Origin of the sequence: Companilactobacillus nuruki (assembly GCF_002872255.1) — a bacterium.
Taxonomy (GTDB): domain Bacteria; phylum Bacillota; class Bacilli; order Lactobacillales; family Lactobacillaceae; genus Companilactobacillus; species Companilactobacillus nuruki.
In genome coordinates, this window is sequence record NZ_NIPR01000061.1 from 14372 (window position 1) to 35886 (window position 21515).

General features: G+C 34.3%; 18 protein-coding genes. 6 read left to right on the top strand and 12 right to left on the bottom strand.

Going from position 1 to position 21515, the window contains the following annotated elements; translation table 11 throughout:
* Window positions 1-42 precede the first annotated feature (42 nt).
* Window positions 43-432: a winged helix-turn-helix transcriptional regulator gene (locus CBP76_RS11730; protein WP_102197043.1), complete on the top strand. Its 390-nt coding sequence runs from the start codon at window positions 43-45 to the stop codon at window positions 430-432.
* 63 nt (window positions 433-495) lie between these two features.
* Here CBP76_RS11730 and CBP76_RS11735 read toward each other — a convergent pair whose 3' ends face one another.
* From CBP76_RS11735 to CBP76_RS11760, 6 genes are all read right to left on the bottom strand, one after another.
* On the bottom strand, window positions 496-2229 hold the full coding sequence (locus tag CBP76_RS11735; RefSeq protein ID WP_102197044.1) for a BspA family leucine-rich repeat surface protein: 1734 nt from the start codon (window positions 2227-2229) through the stop codon (window positions 496-498).
* 215 nt (window positions 2230-2444) lie between these two features.
* Complete coding sequence (locus tag CBP76_RS11740; protein WP_102197045.1) at window positions 2445-4016, bottom strand: SLAP domain-containing protein; 1572 nt, start codon at window positions 4014-4016, stop codon at window positions 2445-2447.
* 273 nt (window positions 4017-4289) lie between these two features.
* A complete protein-coding gene (locus CBP76_RS11745) occupies window positions 4290-4475 on the bottom strand; it encodes a hypothetical protein (RefSeq protein WP_102197046.1) in 186 nt (61 codons plus the stop codon).
* Window positions 4476-4905: 430 nt separating this feature from the next.
* Complete coding sequence (locus tag CBP76_RS11750; protein WP_102197047.1) at window positions 4906-7254, bottom strand: phosphoketolase family protein; 2349 nt, start codon at window positions 7252-7254, stop codon at window positions 4906-4908.
* Window positions 7255-7355: 101 nt separating this feature from the next.
* Entirely contained in the window at window positions 7356-8084 is a 729-nt protein-coding gene (locus CBP76_RS11755; RefSeq protein ID WP_102197048.1) for a GntR family transcriptional regulator, read from the bottom strand.
* A gap of 141 nt (window positions 8085-8225) precedes the next feature.
* Window positions 8226-9215: a choloylglycine hydrolase family protein gene (locus CBP76_RS11760; protein ID WP_102197049.1), complete on the bottom strand. Its 990-nt coding sequence runs from the start codon at window positions 9213-9215 to the stop codon at window positions 8226-8228.
* Between the two features lie 160 nt (window positions 9216-9375).
* Between CBP76_RS11760 and CBP76_RS11765 the strand changes: the two genes are divergently transcribed.
* A complete protein-coding gene (locus CBP76_RS11765) occupies window positions 9376-10320 on the top strand; it encodes a Dyp-type peroxidase (RefSeq protein ID WP_102197050.1) in 945 nt (314 codons plus the stop codon).
* 75 nt (window positions 10321-10395) lie between these two features.
* Here the strand turns inward: CBP76_RS11765 and CBP76_RS11770 are convergent, their stop codons facing one another.
* Both CBP76_RS11770 and CBP76_RS13260 read right to left on the bottom strand, forming a co-directional pair.
* Entirely contained in the window at window positions 10396-10578 is a 183-nt protein-coding gene (locus tag CBP76_RS11770; protein WP_102197051.1) for a hypothetical protein, read from the bottom strand.
* Between the two features lie 62 nt (window positions 10579-10640).
* Window positions 10641-10793 carry a DUF6095 family protein gene (locus CBP76_RS13260; protein ID WP_166667268.1) on the bottom strand — a complete coding sequence of 51 codons (153 nt, stop codon included), beginning with the start codon at window positions 10791-10793 and terminating at the stop codon, window positions 10641-10643.
* Window positions 10794-10983: 190 nt separating this feature from the next.
* Between CBP76_RS13260 and CBP76_RS11775 the strand changes: the two genes are divergently transcribed.
* Window positions 10984-12093, top strand: a complete 1110-nt coding sequence (locus tag CBP76_RS11775) for an SLC13 family permease (RefSeq protein ID WP_102197052.1) — start codon at window positions 10984-10986, stop codon at window positions 12091-12093.
* Window positions 12094-12155: 62 nt separating this feature from the next.
* Here CBP76_RS11775 and CBP76_RS11780 read toward each other — a convergent pair whose 3' ends face one another.
* The 4 genes from CBP76_RS11780 to sdaAB form a co-directional block, all read right to left on the bottom strand.
* Entirely contained in the window at window positions 12156-12689 is a 534-nt protein-coding gene (locus CBP76_RS11780) for a ClbS/DfsB family four-helix bundle protein (protein ID WP_245865784.1), read from the bottom strand.
* Window positions 12690-13111: 422 nt separating this feature from the next.
* On the bottom strand, window positions 13112-14536 hold the full coding sequence (locus tag CBP76_RS11785) for a C69 family dipeptidase (protein ID WP_102197054.1): 1425 nt from the start codon (window positions 14534-14536) through the stop codon (window positions 13112-13114).
* 569 nt (window positions 14537-15105) lie between these two features.
* Window positions 15106-15972: an L-serine ammonia-lyase, iron-sulfur-dependent, subunit alpha gene (sdaAA, locus tag CBP76_RS11790; protein WP_102197055.1), complete on the bottom strand. Its 867-nt coding sequence runs from the start codon at window positions 15970-15972 to the stop codon at window positions 15106-15108.
* A 12-nt stretch (window positions 15973-15984) separates the two neighbouring features.
* On the bottom strand, window positions 15985-16656 hold the full coding sequence (gene sdaAB, locus CBP76_RS11795; protein WP_102197056.1) for an L-serine ammonia-lyase, iron-sulfur-dependent subunit beta: 672 nt from the start codon (window positions 16654-16656) through the stop codon (window positions 15985-15987).
* A gap of 157 nt (window positions 16657-16813) precedes the next feature.
* Here sdaAB and CBP76_RS11800 point away from each other — a divergent pair, with 157 nt between their 5' ends.
* The 3 genes from CBP76_RS11800 to CBP76_RS11810 are packed head-to-tail and all read left to right on the top strand — an operon-like array spanning window position 16814 to window position 21488.
* The gene (locus CBP76_RS11800) at window positions 16814-17818 is read left to right on the top strand and encodes a LacI family DNA-binding transcriptional regulator (RefSeq protein WP_102197057.1); all 1005 of its coding nucleotides are present in this window, start codon (window positions 16814-16816) and stop codon (window positions 17816-17818) included.
* Between the two features lie 57 nt (window positions 17819-17875).
* The gene (locus CBP76_RS11805; RefSeq protein ID WP_102197058.1) at window positions 17876-19546 is read left to right on the top strand and encodes an alpha-glucosidase; all 1671 of its coding nucleotides are present in this window, start codon (window positions 17876-17878) and stop codon (window positions 19544-19546) included.
* Complete coding sequence (locus tag CBP76_RS11810; RefSeq protein ID WP_102197059.1) at window positions 19539-21488, top strand: PTS sucrose transporter subunit IIABC; 1950 nt, start codon at window positions 19539-19541, stop codon at window positions 21486-21488. The genes CBP76_RS11805 and CBP76_RS11810 overlap by 8 nt, the downstream gene beginning before the upstream one ends.
* Window positions 21489-21515 lie beyond the last annotated feature (27 nt).

A 21515-nucleotide genomic window follows, 5' to 3' on the forward strand; every position in this document is an offset into this window, starting at 1 on the left:
TTTACATTAAACAGTGGCTTAATTTGGAAGGATGGCACATTAATGAAACAGGCAATTTATAATATCGGCGTTGAAGCAACTATGAAAATTATCGGTGGCAAGTGGAAACCTATCATCCTCTGCCATTTAAAACACGGTAAAATGCGTACGGGTCAATTGCGAAGAGTAATTCCTAATATCACTCAAAAAATGTTAACTCAACAATTAAGGGAACTTGAAGAGGATGGTATTATTGATCGTAAAGTTTATAACCAAATTCCACCAAAAGTTGAATATTCGCTAACCGATTATGGTCATTCATTAAATAAAATATTAGAAGCCCTCTGTGTTTGGGGCGAAAATGATATTGAAAAACGTAAAGCTAAGGGTGAAAACATTATTCTATTAAACAAAGAAGATGTTGAAAACGACGCTTTGCCTTATGCCGATTAACCACAAAAGAGCCTAACAAGAAACTATTAATAAGTTTCTTGTTAGGCTCTTTAATTGTATATTTCATTTTGTAATGACGGAATCAACTGGTACAAACTCATTTGTAGCAACACGATAAAAAGATTTGCCATTAATATAAGCCAATTTATCAACCTGCCAATTCGTATCAGCTGCCAAGGCACGATTCAAAACCGTCTCACCCTGACTAGTAGTTAAATATTGAACATCATTTCTTGTACCAATCGTTAAATTTTTATTCTCATATACATAAATGTCCCTTGCCTTAACCCATTCATTTGTAGCGACACGATAATACTTAATACCATTTCTAGTCATTTCTTGGTCACTAAACCAGTCACTATTTTGTGCCAAGGCTCGATTTAAGACTTTATCTCCATTTAATTTATATAGTGAAACCGAACCATTATGTGGATGGGTAGTTACCAAATGTTCAATGTCAATTGTATTTGGCCTAGATGAAGATGATCCCGAATGATTAGGCGTACTTGGATTAGTCGTTCCATCAGATGTATATGTTATGTATCCTGAATCATCTGGATCTACTACAACAATTTTATAAGTAACCTTTCCATCGTCATTTATATCTACCGATAATTTTCCTTTAACGGTGACTTTGTTCGCTTTATAACCACTTAAAGTAGGCACCTTAATATCAAATTCATCGTTAATATTTAATAAATCACTTATTGTAATAGACTGGTCTTTACTTATTTGATCACCCTTATTACTTTTAAAAGTTACGTCCGACGTTACTGTATCTGATGGCACTACATGAACATAGGTCCCATCATATTCATCAGCTCCAACGGCAAAATCCTGAGCATTAATCAACTTATCCGGATTATTTATGTTAATCCAATAACCAGGAAATTTTGCTTCCCCCGTTGATATATCTAATCCTATATATGAATTTTTTAATGACGTATCTTTGGAGACTGTAATTCTATCAATTGAACTATTCATCAAATAATATGTTGCATTAGCATTTTGATTATTCCAAGTACTCAAATCAACTGTAGTTAACTTACTATCACCAGAAAATAACTGCATCATAGAAACACCGTCTTTAAATTTCCAACCACTGACATCTATAGAATTAAGATTTGACATATTTGAAAACATAAAACTCATATTGTTAACATTAGATACATTAAATTTTGAAAGATTCAATGAATTTAAGGTAGTTCCAGAAAACATAGATTGCATAGTTATGACACTACTTGTATCTAATCCTAATAAATTCAGCGATTCAAAATTGCTTTCAGAGAACATCCCTTGCATATTAGTTACTTTGCTAGTATTTAAACCCGTCAAGTCCAAGACTTTTAAAGCTTTTAATCCTGAAAACATATTAGACATATCTGTAGTATTACTTGTATCAAAATTCTTTAAATTACTTATTTCACTCAGATTTTTAAAATCTTTAAAAAAGTTAGAGGTGCTATCCTGAGCTATAACATTACCATCAAATGAAATCTTTGTAACCAAAGGTTTATATTCATCGTTCATTCCAATTGCAAATGGAACTCCATCGGCCCCAACTGTTCCACCATAAATGTGCAAAGTTCCATCATCCGTCAATTTATACATGACGGGATTATCTTCTGGCCCTTCTTGTCCACTAAAAATAATTCTGCCATCATGTGAATCGTCGCTTATCTCCTCAGTCGAGGTACTTGAGCCAACATTTTCAGCATGAACATTTGCTGTATTCGTTGTCAATATGATTCCTGCTATTAACATGGTTGCACCCAATGAAATAAGTCCCTTTTTCATAATTCTAACCGTCCCCTTCAATACGTTTGATCATTATTGAAGAATATCATTAGATAAATGAATTTAGGATTCAGTAACGGAAAAAAGTTTTTGCTCACTATGATTTATTCTATGACCAAAAAATAATAATTTTAATAAAAAAGAAAATCATCCCGAATGAATGAATTTCCTTAATTAATTCATAATTATCAGTTATTTATAAAGAGTTATTAAATTCACTTAACCACCACATCATTAGTTGGAACAAATTCATCAGTAGCCACACGATAATAGGTTGATCCATTAATATAAGCAAAACGATCAATTTTCCAGTCAGTGTTGGGAGCTAACGCTCGATTATTTACTGTTTTCCCTTGACTATTAGTAAGATATTGAATTGATTTTCCTGTCCTAACAATTAAACTTTGATCTTCATAAACATAAACATTGTCAGCCTTAACCCATTCATTTGTAGCTACACGATAATATTTGACGCCACCATAATTCTTGGTTTTATCAACTTTCCATGAGGTCCCACTTGCTAAAGCTCGATTGCCTATCTTAGTCTCGTTATTATCATACAAGGTTACTTCAGCAGCTTTAGGAAAAGTGGCAACTAGCAAATTAGTATCTTGAATGGGATTAACAACACTAGATGAACTACTACCACTGCTGCTTGGCTTAGTTGGTTTACTTGGATTAGTTGGTTCATCTTTAACGTAATTTACAACCGTTGAACTTGTGGAAGGATCTGGATAATAAACATTCTGAAGTTTATTTAACTCATCTCCAGAATAGTTGGGAATATTAAAGGTTATTGTTTGAACATCTGGTTTATATCCTTTTATTGAAGGTACATCTACCTCATCTGTATCATCAATATCAACAACTTTATGATCTGATATTTTTCTGGTCTGTTCAATACCATCAATTTTATATGTCATGTATTCATTAACAAAGACTTGATTAGACTGTGCAGTCGCTACGGTTATAGGACCTGTCAATACGGCACCATCGTCATCTCCCGTATCATTAATAACTGTATCGTCGCTTTCTGAATAATATTTATTTAAAGCAGGATTAAAATAACTATCAGTTTCATAAGTGCTTAAATAAAATGATACTCCCTGGGGAATAATTAGTTTCGATAAACTAGTATCTCCTGAGAAAATCATTTGTGTCCCCGCCTCATTACTACCAGATTGTGGCCTAAATATATCTCCTAATGTTAATGACTCTAGATTACTATCTCCTTGAAACATATAACTTGCGTACTCTATGTTTGAACTCTTCCAAGAGGAAATATCAATTGAAGTCAAACTCTCTAGCCCATAAAACATTCCATGTACATTTATAGTATTATCAATATTTAAATTACTCAATCCATCAAAATTAGTAAGATTATCAAACCCTCTGAATAAAAATGAACTATTTTCAGGAGCCTCAACCCCGGGTTCAATTTTAATACTTTTAACAAGTGCTGATGCGCCTGATTGTTGCTGTTCCAGCATAGAGGAAACATTATTGGTATCTTCAGAGTAGACTGCTCCCTTTAATTGACCCGGACCAATCGTTAAAACTCCACTATTTGTGTCTAAAGTTAGATCACAGGTTCCATCTTTTGCACTAATAATACTACTGCTGGTACTTTTATCACTAAGAGCTGTTTCACCAGTTGATTCGGAATTAATATCAGCCTTTACAGCTTGGATATTATAACCTCCCCACACAATTATCCCAAAAGATAATATGCTAACAGTGAGCGATTTCTTAGCTAATCTATTATTTAAAAATAAAAATTGTCTCATCTTTAATCCACTTCTCCCCAATACATTTTTATTATAGCATCTCTATAAATACTCAATAAAAAATAATAATTAAATACAAAATATATTATTATTTATGAATATTAAATATAGATTTTCCTGTCTAAGATAAAAAGAACTAGTAATCATATTTTGATTACTAGTTCTTTTTATCTTAATATTTGAATGAAGTCATTTTTCCTTACAAAGAATCAGTTATCTAACCTTTATGATGCAATTCACGGATAAACAATTTTGATTTCTAGTAAGAATACATTAATCTATAAACTTAAAAGTATGTTTCTTTGCTAGCTTATCCTCTGAATAAACTGCGAAAGCGATTGCTGCCAAAGCCACGGCAGGAATGGTGTATCGGCTTTGTAAAACGAATAACATCATTAATAATATAGCTAACACCGCCATTACTGCTACTTTCATGAATTTTACGTTTCTTGTTGTCATAACATCCACCCCTTATGTGATTTCTTCTTTTTCCATAGACGATAATAGCATGCTAAAAACTCTTTTACAACCCGCCATATCAACGTTTGAACCACATTTAAGATTTTATTTTTTTTCTTCTAATAATAACCATCAATATCTTAAAATCAACCTTTACTGGCAGTAGGGATTTTAAAAATAATCAAATTTTTCTAAAATAAAAATTAGTATTTCTTAGAAATAAACTTATACAATTATTTTTTAACTTATTTTGCTCGTAAAGCCTATTATATCGGTCTTGATAGACATTTGTTTATGCTAATTGAACATATATATTTTAGTTAAATTTGATTACTATATTTTTTTGGTTTCAAACCATGTATTCAAAAAATCCGTTCTAATAACTACCTAAATAGTTATTAGAACGGATCTTCTTATTACTCACAAATTATTACCACTTCCAGTTATTAACTTCTGGAAGATCATCACCATATTCACGAATATATTTATTATGTTTATTAACCATTGCTTCCATTTCATCAGCAAAGTCACTAGCTGCGTCACCTTGAACGGCAACTGCAGCTTCTTCAGCTAAATGGAAACGATCCATTTCATTAACTACACGCATATCAAATGGAGTTGTAATATCACCATTTTCACGATAGCCATGAACGTATAGATTATGATTATCACGATCAAAGAAGATATCTTTAATAATATCTTCAAAACCATGAAAAGCGAATAGAACTGGTCTATCAACTGTGAAGATCTCATTAAATTCTGAATCCGTTAAACCACGAGGGTCAACTTTTGGTGATCTTAATTTCAATAGGTCCATCACATTAACGAACCTAATTTTAAGCTCTGGTTTTTCTTTTCTCAAAATACTTATAGCAGCAAGTGCTTCAAGGTTTGGCTCAGTACCAGCAGCGGCAATCACAATATCAGGATCGCCGTTGTCGTTTGATGCCCAATCAATTACCTTATAGCCTTTCTCAGCCATTTCCTCTCCTTCTTCAATTGAGTAGAATTGAGGTCTTAATTGTTTAGATGTTACCAATAGATTAATCTTCTCTTGGTCATCCAAAATCTTAGGCATAACTGCTAATAATGAATTTGTATCAGCTGGGAAATATTCACGAATATATTCTGGCTTCTTTTCAGCCAAATGTGTAATGATACCAGGATCTTGATGAGTATAACCATTATGATCTTGTTGGAAGGCAGTTGATGTAGCAATCACATTTAGTGATGGATACTTCTTTCTCCAACCTAACTCATTAGCCTTTCTTAACCACTTGAAGTGTTGTGTCAACATTGAATCGACTACTCTCAAGAATGCTTCGTAACTAGCGAAGATACCATGACGTCCTGTCAAAGTATAACCTTCGTTGAATCCCTCAGCCTGATGCTCAGACAATTGAGAATCAATGATACGGCCAGCAGGTGCTTCATATTGATCATTTGGCTCATGGACCGATTCCATCCATTGGCGAGGACTAGCATCAAATGCTCCATACAAACGGTTTGACATTGTTTCATCAGGTCCAAACAATCTAAAGTTAGTTGGATTATCTTTAATGATGCCGTTCAAGTACTTACCAAGCTCGATCATATCTTGAGCAGTCTTTTCACCAGGTCTATCGAATTTTAGGGCATAATTCTTATAATCTGGTAACTTAAGAGCCCTTGGATCTACTCCACCATTAACAATTGGATTCATAGCCATTCTAGCTTGACCCTTAGGTGCAATAGCAGCAATTTCACTCTTTAATTCGCCATTCTCATCAAACAATTCATCTGGTTTGTATGATTCCATCCATTCAACCAATTTGTCAGCATGTTGCATGTCATTTTGATCAACCGGAATTGGAATTTGATGGGCTCTGAATGAGCCTTCAATAGGTTCACCATCCCAAGTCTTAGGACCAGTCCAGCCCTTAGGAGCACGGAAAATAATTACTGGCCACTTAGGCATCTTAGCTTCTGATGCTGGATGCTTCCTAGCTTCTGTTTGAATGGCTTGAATCTTTTCGATTGCACTATCAACAGTCTTAGCCATTTCTGGATGCATCTTTTGAGGATCTGTACCTTCAACAAACATTGGGTCCCAACCCATACCTTCAAAATACTTAGTTAAATCTTCATCACTTTTACGTGACAAAATAGTAGGATTAGAGATCTTGAAACCATTCAAATTAAGAATTGGTAAAACGGCACCATCATTAACAGGGTTAATAAATGTATTTGAGAACCATGAAGCAGCCAATGGGCCAGTTTCTGATTCACCATCTCCAATTACAACTGCAGCAATTTCATCAGGATTATCTAGGATTGCTCCAACACCATGGGATAGAGAATAACCTAGTTCTCCACCTTCATGCATTGATCCCGGAGTTTCAGGGGCCGCATGAGAAGCTACACCACCAGGGAATGAAAATTGTTTGAACAGCTTTTGCATACCCTTTGTATCCTGAGTAATCTCTGGATAGATTTCAGTATAACTACCATCAAGATATGAATTTGAAACCATTACTTGCCCACCATGACCTGGGCCTTCAATATAAAACATCTTCAAGCCATATTTATTAATGGCACGATTTAAATGAGCATAAATAAAGTTTTGACCAGCAATAGTTCCCCAATGTCCAATTGGATGAACTTTAACGTCACTAGCTTTTAATTCACGTCTTAATAAAGGATTATCTTTTAAGTAAAGTTGACCAACAGAAACATAGTTAGCTGCTTGCCAATATTTATCTACTAAATTTAAGTATTCTTTTGATGAGTAATCTGTCATTACCAGCACACTCCTTATGTATTTACAATTGTTATGATAACTAGGTTAAAGCAAAAAGTCAACCATTTAGTTAATTGGAACGCACCAATTTTTGAAAGCTCTTACTTATTTGCTAAATCAACAAATGAATCGTATTTAAAATACTTATAATGGAGTTTCATTGTTGAGAATTCAAATGGGGTTCCATCGTCTAAGAAGAAGATTCCTTCCATTAATCCCACCGGTTCATTCTCAGCTAGATGCAACAATTCCTTGCTTTCTTCATCAGAGGGTTCAGCAGAAATATTCAAATAAGTTTTGTTAACTTCTTTTCCTAACTCCGACTCTACATAATTGAAGATCGATTCGGAAGCAATTTGCTCAGACAATTCTGGAGCCAGTTTGATTGGAATGTATCCCGTTTCAATCATAAACGGTACATTATCTAGCGAACGCAAACGTTTGAACGCATATACAAATTCAGTTGGTTTCAAAAAAAGATTATCTTGTAAATCTTTATTTGGATGTTCAACATCAAAGCTCAAAACCTTAACACCTGGTTTCTGACCATTTGAATTAAAACTATCAGTAATACCTAAGTTTTTACCGCTGTAATTAAATGAAGAGCCTTGCTTTAAATATAGTGGATTTACGAATGTACCTGATCCACGCTTCTTAAAAATAATTCCTTGATCAGCCATCAAACCTAAGGCGCGCTTGATAGAACTACGACTTACCTTATAACTTTCAGCTAGTGACCTTTCGTCCGGCAAACGCATATCAGAAAACTCGCCCGAATCAATTGATTTCTTTAGTGAAGTAATAATTTTTTGATAAACTAAGTCAGCCATTATATTTCCTCATTTCATAATTGGAACGCACCATTTATTTATATGGTGATTATCTTTGTATTTAATTATATCTTATAACAGATTGTACTTAGATACCAAAAAAAAAGTGGTATCCAATATTGGATATCACTCATGGTTTTTTTAATTTAGATTTGTGAACTCTTGGTTAGGAACCACTTCAAATTCTTTTGGTTCTTTTTGATTTTTGATCAAATCATCTGTCATTTCAACAGCATATACTTTTCTATTAGCATAAGGAACAAAATACATCATCTTGTTGGTCATGTCTAAAACTGTCTGATATTGAGTATAACTTGGTTCACCATTCTCTTTAATATTGACTCCACGTGGAATCGTAACACTATCTAGCATATGTAGAATAGTGTTAACGGCCTCTTTAGCATTTTCTGGATCTTCAGTAACCTCACGAATAAAGGCTGTTCTGATAAATCTATCTACCGCAGTATATCCACCTGGTAATCTGTAAGTTCCATTTTGTCCGGTTGGAGTAATTTCTTCTTTACCAAACTTCTTACTACCGAAATTGGTTGTCTGTGCGCCTAGATAATTAGCCAGATTGGTTTTATGCCAGTCATAATCAGGGGTATTAGTCATAACGCCAATCTTATCTTCTTCAAGAACCAAACCATTTCCTTCTGGTTCCAAAATATAGGTAGCACCTGTAGTATCACTGAAAATAAAGTGCAATGGTTGATTTTGTCCCATTACTCCTCTATTTGATTCAATTAAATGAACGTTCTTAAGGTTCTCCTTCAAGTCAGCAATAGACTTATTATTACCCAAAGCCCATAGGATAAATTCTTCAGCAACCAAATTGATGGCTCCTTCAGTAGGTTCTTTATCATATTTAGCATCATGTGAAAAATAAAGTTCTGCCGCTGATAAACCGCATTCGTTAAAACCATCGGCTACCATATAATTATTTCCATACTTAGCACCAGTTCCCATAATCGCATAATCACTAGTATAAGTTTTCTTATCATATGAAGAGATCCATTGATATGATTCTGGTAAAAATGTTGGACGACCATTCAATTCAAAGGCAAAATCCATTGTTCTTGCCAAAAATTTTGAACCATCCAAAGCTTCTAAACTAAGACTTGTACACATTTATTTATACTTCCTTCCAAAATTCAACAGGTATCATTAATTTAATTATTCTCTACATTTGTACCATAATCAAGAATTTTTATTTATGGATTTTAATAATATGCATCTCATTTATAATGTGATAAAGTCTATTTGAAATATAAATGATGGAGGTTACCTGATGACAATTGATATAAAAAAAGCTCAAGATGTTTATAAGGATGCAGGTGAAAGTGTAATTTTTACAACTCTGATGTTAAATCATAACGATCAATCAACCGAAAAAGAAACCATTGCTGAATTCGCCGATATGTCTAATTCTATTATCAATAGTATGCGTATTCGTGACCCGGAAGCTCAAGCACACATTGCTTGGGGATTTGGATCAAGTGCTTGGGATTATCTGTTCCCTGATGCTCCAAAACCAAAAGAACTAGAAACTTTCAAAGCAATCAAAGGACCAAAATATACAGCAGTTTCCACTCCTGGCGATATCTTTATTCATGTTCGTGCAAACAAGATGGCTGTTTGTTACGAAATAATGGATCAATTTATGGAAATACTGCGCCCAATAACTCGTGTTGAAGATGAAACGCACGGTTTCAGATATATTGAAGGACGTGCAATTATTGGATTTATTGACGGAACCGAAAATCCTGCTGGAATAGAATCCATGGATTATACTTTAATCGATGATAATCAAGACCCCGAGTTTGTTAATGGTTCGTATGCCTTTGCACAAAAATATACCCACAATATGGCAGCTTGGAAAAACTTAAACACAGAAGACCAAGAGAAAGCGATCGGCAGACATAAATTTTCTGATCGAGAGTTAGATGATGACGAAAAATTACCTAATGCCCATAATGTTGCTTCAAAAGATGAAGAAGGCGGGACTGAACATAAGATTGTTCGGATGAATGTTCCTTTTTCTGACCCTGCTAAAAATATTACTGGTACTTACTTCATTGGATATTCTAAGGAGTTCGCAATTACTAATCGTATGCTAACAAATATGTTTACTAAGAGCGATCGCCTTTTAGATTTTAGTACACCTGTTACTGGTAACTTATTCTTTATTCCTTCTAAAATTACTTTGGGGAAGATTGCTGAAGGTGAATACTAGGTAGTGTTTCTTGTGAAACAATGTGTAACTATTTGATTATATAAAAAAGGTTTCGACAATATTGTCGAAACCTTTTTAATTTTTCACTTTATTAACTCGCCACAAATCTTTAACAAACAGCAATGACAAAAGAAACATCAAAAATCCTGAGAATACTAAAGAAATTCTTCCAAAGAAGAATCCGGGATCAACGGTCATTTCAATAACACTAACAACCATTGAAATCAAAACCAAAAAAGATGTACGTTTCAAAATCATGGAAATCCCCTCCCCTTTTGATTAGAAAAAATTATATCAATTTTATTTCGATTTTACATCAATTATTTGGGGAAAATGATAAATATTCCGACAAAGAAAATAATCACTCCCACTGTTAAAACAAGATAATATACCAATTCTTTCTTTGCTTTGAAAGACACCGTCATAATAGCGATGCCTAAGATGAACATTAAAATTGATAAAATTATTTGCATTTATTATTCTCCCTCATGTTGATATTTAGTATACTTAGGTTACAATACATTATGCTATTTATAAAAATAATTTTTTTGAAAATTAACTTTTAGAAACTTATTTAACAAATTTTGTATAATTATCTTTTTTAACCGTACTTTTATCTTTATACTAGATAAGGTACTTCTTTTATTTATAGGGGAAACGTAAATGAACGTATTAAAACGTGTATTTTCAGACAGAGTGTTATGGATAGCTGGGGCAGCAGCTATCCTAACATCTATCTTCATCAGTCCACCACAATTGATGGACATTAATTGGAAGACACTTGCTTCAATATTGTCTATGATGATTATAATCCAAATTTATGACTATTTGGACTTTCTAAAATATTATGCAGCTTATATGACACATAAAGCTAAGAATACACGGCAAATGATTTTTATGTTGGCCGCTTTGTCATTCTTTGGCGCTATGTTTTTAACTAATGATGTTACAATTTTAACCTTAGTTCCGCTGTTTTATCAACTTTCCAGACATATAAAGGTAAATCCGATTTTCCCGGTCATTATAATTGCAATGGCTGCCAACTTAGGAAGTATCTTTACCCCGTTTGGAAATACTCACAATTTATTCCTTTTGACACATTTTAATTTAGGAATAAAACAATTCTTTATTATGTCTACGCCAATTACTATTATTACTTTTATAGCAGTTTTCTTATTAACTCGATTCTTTCCAAAAGATCCAATCGAATTAACTGAGTTACCTGCCGTTGAGTTAAACATTCCTAGTTTGACTCTAACGGTTGCTGTTACAATCGTCATCTTTCTTGGTGTTTTCTCTGTTATTCCAATGTGGGGTTCACTTATTGCAGCGCTATTACTAGTAATTTTCATTAATCCACATATTCTTGCATCAGTTGATTATTCAATTGTTCTTATCTTCATGTGTTTCTTTATTGCCGTTGGTAATATTAATCGTGAACCGGCAATTGTTAACAATTTGCATCAATTCTTGCAAACAAGGACTAGCACATATTTAACATCAATTATTACTAGTCAATTTATCAGTAATGTTCCAACTACTATCTTAGTTTCCAAATTTTCTAAATATGTTCATGCTATTTTCTTAGGTACGAATATTGGTGGACTTGGTACTGTTGTAGGTTCCCTTGCTAATCTCTTAGCTTTCAAGCAATATCGATTCTTCTTTAAAAAGAATCCCGGAAAATATTTATTGTATTTCACAATAATTAATTTTGCTATGTTGATTATCATTGGTACGATCGGATTCTTCTTAATAGATTTCGGTCTTTAAATTTGAATATAAACAAAAAAGTCACTTAATTCAAAATATGAATTAGGTGACTTTTTTGTATTCTAGCTATTAACAATCTTTTTGTCTCTAAGATTAAAGTTTTTCCATTTTCTAACTTGCCTACTGTAATTATTGAATGGAGATACGGCGTTGATTCTGATCCATTTAGCAACAGGCCACATTGCTTTTGTAGTAGCCCACTTACGTTCACCGGGTTTGAATAGTTCATCGTGTGACATATCATCAATCCATGTAATTAACTCTGCCACAACGCTGCCAAGCTCGGCCTTCTCATTCTCAATTCCATCAGAACCATACTTTATATTAAAGTCATGATACAACTGACGCATCTGATCCCACTTGTATCCAGGAGTTGGCGTTGTGATCTTTGCGCCACCAGCCTCAGCCTTTTCCCAAGACAAAATCATATTGATCCAACCAACCTGATATGAGAGCATCTCTCGTGGAGTCTTGTCCACTTGATCAATTCTTTCATCTGCCACATCATCGTTAATACCCTCATACTCATCAATGAATTTATGATAACTCTCTTTGATTTGGTCTATCAATTCTGTTGAATTTTTATATACCTGCATGCCTTCGTCACCTTTCATTGATTTAAAAATCCCAAAACGGGAACGTCCCAATATCCATTATAGACTCGAAATTGTCATTGTGGTTAAAAAAAGCTCATGATATAGTAAATTTATTGTTAGAAAGCGTTTTATTTATGTTATATTAATAGTTTATACAAAAAATAATGTGAAATTGCACATAAAACTTTGCTATGCAAAGTGTGAATATTTCTATTCAAATTTTTAATATGCAAAAAATAGTCTGTATTGATATCAATCATGTTTTTTTCAAGCATGATTAATAATCAAGTACAGACTATTTATTTTGACCGGTTAAAATCATTTTAATATTAAAATAGGGAACAGTTATCTGGCCTAGGTAGAAAATACTCCTATCCATAGCCAAATTTAGGAAAAAACTATACAATTTGGTTTCTCTTATTCTATAAATCAGGGTCCATTTTAAATGTAAGTTCAGACAATTCAGTCCCTCTTGTAATTAAATCTGCCAAATGATCTTTAGTTGCATCATTGAAGTATTTAGCTATTTTATGATTCTGAACCGTTAAATAATCGGTCAATTCAGAACCACTCATATTTACGGTTTCTTTATCAATAGTCGCAACCTTACGGCGAGCCCATGTTGCTAATTCTTTTTGATAATCCAAATTAATATCTGCAAATTCCCTATAATGGCTTTCAACTACCATCGATAAAGTCTCATATAGCCAATAGGCACTCTTCAAATCTAACTTTTCAGGTACAAAGCTATATGATCCATCAATATCTGTTGCATTAGTAAAGAATGGTACATAAGGTGTAAAACTGGGAATTCCAAAAGCCTTCCATTCGATTCCAACTGCACTAACTTTCTTAGCATCACGCAATTGTAAAATATGCGAATTAGCTGTTCTGGAAAGTGAAATTGCTCGATAGCGTTTCTTATCTTCCTGACTACCGCTGCCCAAAGGATCGAATCTGGTTTCATTAAAATGAGATGCCAAGATATATTGAATATCTTCAATTGCAATCTTTTTTTCAGGCTTTCTCAAGAATGGCAACTCAGATGATTCAGGGTTCTGTTCACTTGATGGATTTAAAACCTTTTGACCATACCAAACTCTTGGAGTGTTGTAATGCCGATCTTGCATAGTACTAGTACCAAATATTTTACGGAAGTTCCAATGCGACTCATCTGGATTCAAATTATATTTTTCAACAAACTCTTGAATGCCATCTGACCACATGTAGTTCTTTGGATCATTAAAGTCAATCTCTTCGATTCCCATCTGATTGGCTGCCACGGCGTAGCAATCGTCAGGAATACGAATTGCCACCCAGTGATGACCTGTGGCTAATTCCATATACCAAATTTCATCTTCATCAAAGAACTCAACACCATTACTTTCAGTTGAACCATACTTACTAATCAAATTCCCAAGATACTCAACCCCACCACGGGCCGAGTCAATATAAGGCAAGACTAATGTGACAATTGAATCTTCAGCTACCCCATCTTCAATCAAAGGATCATAGGCTAAAACTTTTTCATTAGCAACAACACTTTCTGTCGCACTCATTCCTACATTCTTCTCATTAATACCATCTTCTTCATACCAGCCTTCATCTTGGTTGGCATCTGGTGATGATGTATAACGATAACCACTTTCAGGTAACTTAACACTCAGCTTATTATAAGGTGATGTATAAGTTTCATTTCTTCTTGAAACTGATTGTTGTACGAAGAATCGCTTAGGCCAATTAGCAACAAAATTGTCTTCATTTCGGGCAATATAATTAACTCCATCCATTGCTGCTTTTTTACCGACCATAATTGATGTGCAGGCCATATGAGTATGTTTTCTCATAATCCAAATTCCTCTCTATTTAAAATTACGTAATTATAGTTTAACTCATTGAAACAACAAAAATAAGCTTGGTTGAGGTGTAAGCATTAGTAAAGTTCTATTTGGATGTATGGATAAAAACTGTTATTGATTTGAATTCAACATTGCAGCAAGTATAATTGATTCTATTCTAATTCCTAAAAATTCAAAAATAATCTGTATTGATATCAATGATGTTCTTTTTCTTGAAAAAATTGAAAGTCAATACAGGCTATTTATTTTGGATAATTAAAACTATTTAAATTAAGAAACTATACAACTGTTATTTAGCCTGGAACGAAATTGAAATCGGCTCAGCCTTGAGATTATTCTTAGCGGATTCTCCGCTTAGAATAAGGCCGAGCTTGGAAATTACGCATAGCGTGAGTTTCAAGTCGTGCCCAAGGCGTTCCGGCCGAATTTTAATTTTGTGGAAGACGGCAAGTAAAAACTTACACCTCAACCAATCTTAAGAAAGAATCAAAGTACGATTACTAGGTTTATTTAGCTCAATACTCGAAAAATAAATATGTTTTGTTCCACTTTAAAAATTAATCTCCAAAAATTTCTTTCTTTAGTTTCAAGGCAGTTGGTGTAGTGGCCATCCCACCTTCGGCAGTTTCTTTCCACATTGATGGCATTTGTTGACCAACCTTGTGCATTGCTTCTACAACCTCATCAACCGGGATGACACTCTTGATTCCTGCTAATGCCATATCAGCTGAAATCATAGCCTGTGATGATCCCATAGCATTTCTCTTAACGCATGGAACCTCAACTAGTCCCGCCACTGGATCACAAATCAAGCCCATCATATTTTGTAAAGTGATAGAAATTGCTTCCGCTGCCACTTGGGCTGTTCCACCTTTAGCACAAACTAAGGCCGCAGCTGCCATCGCCGAAGCAGAACCTACCTCAGCTTGACAGCCACCTTCAGCACCGGCAATTGATGAATTGTTAGCAATGACTAGTCCAAAAGCACCAGCTGTAAACAAAAAATCAACTTGCTGATTTCTAGTTAGTCCTAAGCTATCCCTAGTGGCTACTAGAACTCCTGCCAAAACACCAGCACTACCAGCTGTCGGTGTTGCACAGATCAATCCCATCTTAGCATTAACTTCATTAACTGCCACGGCGTTCCTTACTGCCTCTAATATAGGTTCCCCACTCAAAAAGTCACCCTTTTTAATATATTCATCCATTAACTTAGCATCACCACCAGTTAATCCCGTTACAGATTTAACCCCAGCAACACCTTCTTTAATAGACTGCTCCATAACCTCAAGATTACGTTCCATCTGTGAACGAATAAATTCACGACTACGACCAGTATTTTCCATCTCTGTTTGGATCATAAGATCAGCAACTGAATCATAATCAGCACTTTTTTCTACTAATTCTTTAATTGTATAAAACATCTTACAATTCTCCTATTCAAAGTAGGTCGCATTATCTACATTTTCTAACGACTTCAACTTATTTAAAATTTCTGCTTTATCACGACGCTCATCCACTTCAATGATCATAATTGCTTTTTCACCTTTTGATGCACGTGTTACTGTCATTGTTCCAATATTAATATCGAATTTAGAAAATACATCAGTTACCTTAGCAATCATTCCCGCAACATCTTGGTGAACCGTTATATAAGTTGGTGTCCCTAAACTAAGCGACATCTTAAATCCATTGATTTCAGAAATTTGAATATTCCCACCACCAATTGAAATTCCAGTTACAGATAATTCATGTTCACCTTTAACTAAAGTTATTTTAGCAGTATTAGGATGTGCTACCTTATCGCTCTTTGGAACAAAAGCGACTTTGATTCCTTGATCATAAGCTATCTTTAACGAATCCGATAGACGACGGTCATCTGGTTCCATACCCAATAATCCACCAACAATTGCGACATCAGTTCCATGACCACGATACGTCTTAGCAAACGATTCATATAAATCTATTGTTATCTTTTCTGGCTTTTCTCCAAAAATATCATGAACAACTTTACCAATTCTGGCAGCGCCAGCAGTATGTGAACTACTAGGTCCAACCATTACTGGACCAATAATATCAAAAACACTTCTGAAACGTACATCTTTCATAATCCTTGCTCCTAGACTATTTTGTTAATTAAATTTTACAATGAATGATTGTGAATTTCATCATTATTTTGACATTATTAATGAAAGCGCTTGACATTTTCGACAAACCTGTTACATTAGTTATGGAATCGATTCCAATTAATAAAGGTGAATTTTAATGGCAACAATTAAAGAAATCGCAAAAAAAGCTGGTGTTGGTGTCGGAACTGTTTCCAGATACCTAAACAACCATCCTTATGTTTCCGATGACAAGCGTATAAAGATAAAAAAAGCAATTGACGAACTTAATTACACGCCAAGTGCCATTGCTACACAATTAAGATCCAATTCTACTAAAAATATTGGTGTTCTTGTTTCAAGATTTGCCAATCCTTTTTTTGCAGAATTGTTTGATGCTATTGAAAGAAAATTAAATCAATTTGGTTATCAAGTTCTAGTTTCACAAACTCATGATGACTCTGCAGCTGAGCAACGATTCCTTGATCAACTTAAAAATAAACAAGTCGATGGCGTTATTCTTGCTTCCGTAGAAAATCATCAGCTGGTGGAAAAATTTGCTAAATCATATCCTAATAAAATAGTTTTATTAAACGAAGAAAACAAAGATAATAATATCCCTTCTATTGTTTTAAACCACTATCAAGCAACAATGAATGGATTAGAATATCTATATCAAAAAGGACACCGTAATTTTTCCTACATCACTGGTGGAGATTATGACAATAAACATCACGGATATTCCCGAACGAAAGCATTTCAGGATTTTTTAAAAACACATCAACTATCAATAAATAACAAATGGGTTTTTTCACAACAACATACGGCTCTAGACGGACAAAAAATTGCTCAAGACTTGATGATTGATTCCAGAAAATTACCAGATGCAGTCTTTACTAATTCTGATGAGGTTGCAATTGGATTGATCAATGAGTTACAAAAGAATGGAATTCATGTTCCAAAAGACATTGCAATCGTTGGTTATGATGATCAACCATTTGCTCGTTTTGCTGAGGTGCCATTGACTACTATTAGACAGCCCATCAACGCCATGGCCAATAAAGCAGTAGATATTTTGTTAAAAAACTTAACCGATAGCAATATCGATGAAAACATTACTGAACAAGATTTAAAATTAAAGTTAATTATTAGAAAAAGTGCATAAGCAACTTTTTTTATAGCTCATATGGAATCGATTCCATATGTAAACGGAGAAATTATTATGATAAATAAAACACACAACTGGTGGAAACAAGAGGTCTTCTATCAAATCTATCCTTCCTCATTTAAAGACTCCAACAATGATGGTGTCGGGGACATACGAGGTATCATTCAAGAATTACCCAAGATTCATTCCTTAGGAATTACGACAATTTGGCTATCACCTGTCTATCAGTCTCCTATGGTCGATAATGGTTATGACATATCCGATTATCAAACCATTAATCCTATTTTTGGTACTATGGCAGACCTTGATGAATTGATACAAAAGGCCAAAAAATTTGAAATCAAAATAATTATGGATCTAGTTATCAACCACACTTCAAATCAACATATTTGGTTTCAAAAAGCCTTGAACGATCCCAATAGTCCTTACCGTCAATTCTATATTTTTAAAAAAGGGAAAGGTAACCTTCCTCCAAATAATTGGCGTTCTAACTTTGGTAAAGGATCATCATGGACAAAAGTTCCCAACGAAGAAAACACTTATTATCATCATGTTTTTTCAAAATACCAGCCTGATTTAAACTGGGAGAATCCTAAATTACGTTTTAAAATATACGACATGATAAATTGGTGGTTAAAAAAAGGCATTGCAGGTTTCAGAATTGATGCCATTACCTTCATTAAAAAGGATCAAGATTTTGCCTCAATTACTCCCGATGGCTCTGATGGACTAGGCAAAGTAAAGCGTAAGTCCGAGAATCGTCCGGGTATTGATCAGTTTCTAAACGAATTGAACGAACATACTTTTAAACCTGCCAATGCTGTAACAATCGGTGAAGCTAGTGGCGTTGAGTACGACCAACTAGATAAATTCATTGGTAAAAAAGGACATTTCTCAATGATCTTTGATTTTCATTATGCTGATATTGACGTCAAATCAGGTTCAGAGTGGTATCACCAGACAAACTGGACAACTAAAGAACTTAACAATGCCATTGTAAAAAGTCAGTTAGCAATTCAAAAATATGGTTGGGGGGCGAATTTCTTAGAAAATCATGATCAGCCACGCAGTATTAATAAATATATTAAAGATCCACTTTATCAAAATCAAATCGGTGCCAAGGCACTAGCTATTATGTATCTCCTTTTACGTGGTTGTCCCTTTATTTTCCAAGGACAAGAATTAGGTGTTCACAACGTTGTTAGAACCTCAATTAAACAGTTCAATGACATCTCAAGTATAGATAACTACCATCGTGCAATTGATGAAGGATTCACATCTACACAAGCATTAAAATTTATTAACGACCGATCTCGTGATAATGCTAGACTACCCTATCCTTGGAGTAACAAAATTAATGATGGTTTCAATAGCGGCCATAAACCATGGTTAGAATTAGATAAAAATAGCCTACAAATAAATTGGCAGTCTGAAGATCAAGATAAAAATTCCATTTTAAATTTCTATCGTCGAATAATTGCTATTAGAAAAGAGCACCCTACTGAATTAATCAATGGTGATTTTATATCGTTAAAAACAGAGTCAGAAAATGTGATTGCTTATCAGCGTGGCAAACGAATGCAAGTTTTTGTGAATCTCAGTTCTGATCCCGCAAGGATAACTGTTCCTATAGGCAAAGTATTACTAAATAATTATTCCGAAATAAATTTTCAAGAATTAGCTCCATATCAAGCAATTCTCATTGAGGTGAAAAATAATGGCTAAAGACTACAGTAAATTGGCCCAACAGATTGTCGAACAAGTGGGTCTTGATAATATCGAATCTGTAACACATTGCCAAACCAGATTACGGTTTGTAGTAAAAAACAGAAAATTAATTGATGACAAAAAAATTGAAAATCTCGATTTAGTTAAGGGCGTTTTCTTCGGTTCTGGACAATATCAAGTTATCATTGGTACTGGTTTAGTTAACGACGTATATAGTGCCATAGATAAATTGGGTACAGTAAATGCCATTTATGGAAAAGACGACGTTAATAGCGGAGAATCCAACGTTAACAATGAAAATAAAACAAAATTACAACGTTTTATGGCAATGTTATCCGGAATTTTCATTCCTATTATTCCCGTCATTGCCGCCACCGGACTTTTTTTAGGACTACAAAGTGCCTTTACTAATGCTCAGGTTTTAAAACTGTTTGGGGCCGTTCCTTCAGATATTCCAACTAGTGTTAATACAGTTATTTCAGTCTTGACGGGAACAGTTTTCTCATTCTTGCCCGCCTTAATCGTTTGGTCAACTTTTAGATATTTCAAAGGGACTCCAATTGTAGGTATCGTAATCGGGCTAATGCTAGTTTCTCCTACTTTGCCTAATGCTTATGATGTTGCCGGGGGAACGGCTAAAGCAATTATGCTTTTTGGACATATTCCTGTTATTGGTAGCCAAGGTTCAGTTTTAACCGCTCTTGTTGCCGGCTACATTGGTGCAAATATGGAAAATTATTTTCATAAACATGTCCCTAACGTACTTGATCAAATAATTACACCATTTCTAACCATGCTATTAACCTTTGGTATTATGATTTTAGGTGTAGGACCAATTGTTCATTGGATAGAAAATGTTATGGTCGCCGGTGTTGAATCTGTTATTCATTTACCATTCGGTATCGGTGGTTTCCTAATCGGGGCTGCCTATCCTTTAATGGTATTAGTTGGAATTCATCAAATGATGATTGCCATCGAAACATCTTTACTAGCAGCCACACACTTAAATCCTTTAATTACTTTAGAAGCAATGTATGGTTTTGCTAACCTAGGTGTTGCTTTGGCAATGATTATACGTTCTAAATCTAAGAAATCTAAAGCAACATTCGTAGGTGCCTTCTCATCACAATTATTTGGAGTTTCCGAACCTACACTATTTGGTGTCTTAATCCGCTATAATTTCAAGCCGCTTATTGTTACCGTCCTAACTAGTGGTTTTGGGGCTGCTGCCTTGAGCATATTAAACGTTGCAGCCAACTCATATGGATTAGCCGTGGTTCCCTCTTATTTGATGTATATCTACAACGCACGTGATTTAATCATCTATACGATTGTTTCTATTTTGACTGTTATAGTAGCATTCATTGCAACCAATATGTTTGCAATTCCCAAAGAAATTCTCATTGAAGATGTTGTGAATAAAGAAAAAATTAAAGATAACGCCGTCTATGCCCCAATCGATGGTCATACTTTGGCCTTAGACAAGGTAAACGATCCCGTATTTGCCTCTGGAATGATGGGACAGGGAATTGCTATCAAGCCTGATGGTTCCGCAAAAGTTAATATCTATGCTCCACAAACTGGTAAATTAAATATCGTGGCTGACACTGGTCATGCTTATGGTTTAACTACTGATAGTGGTACTGAGATATTAATTCATATCGGTATAGATACAGTTTCATTAAAAGGAAAAGGTTTTACCATTAATACTAAAGCAGATCAAATAGTCAACAAAGGAGATCTTTTAGGAAGTTTCGATCCTAAAGTTATCAAAGAAAATAAACTAGATGATACTGTGATGGTTATTATCACTAACAGCAAAGATTATATGAATATTGAATCACAGCCTGATGAAAACATCAGTCATGGCTCTGCCCTAATTGCACTGCAACAAGAAAATACTATAGGTATTAATGATAGTGTGGCACTACAAAAATAATATTAAAAAACGATCAACTCCTGATTA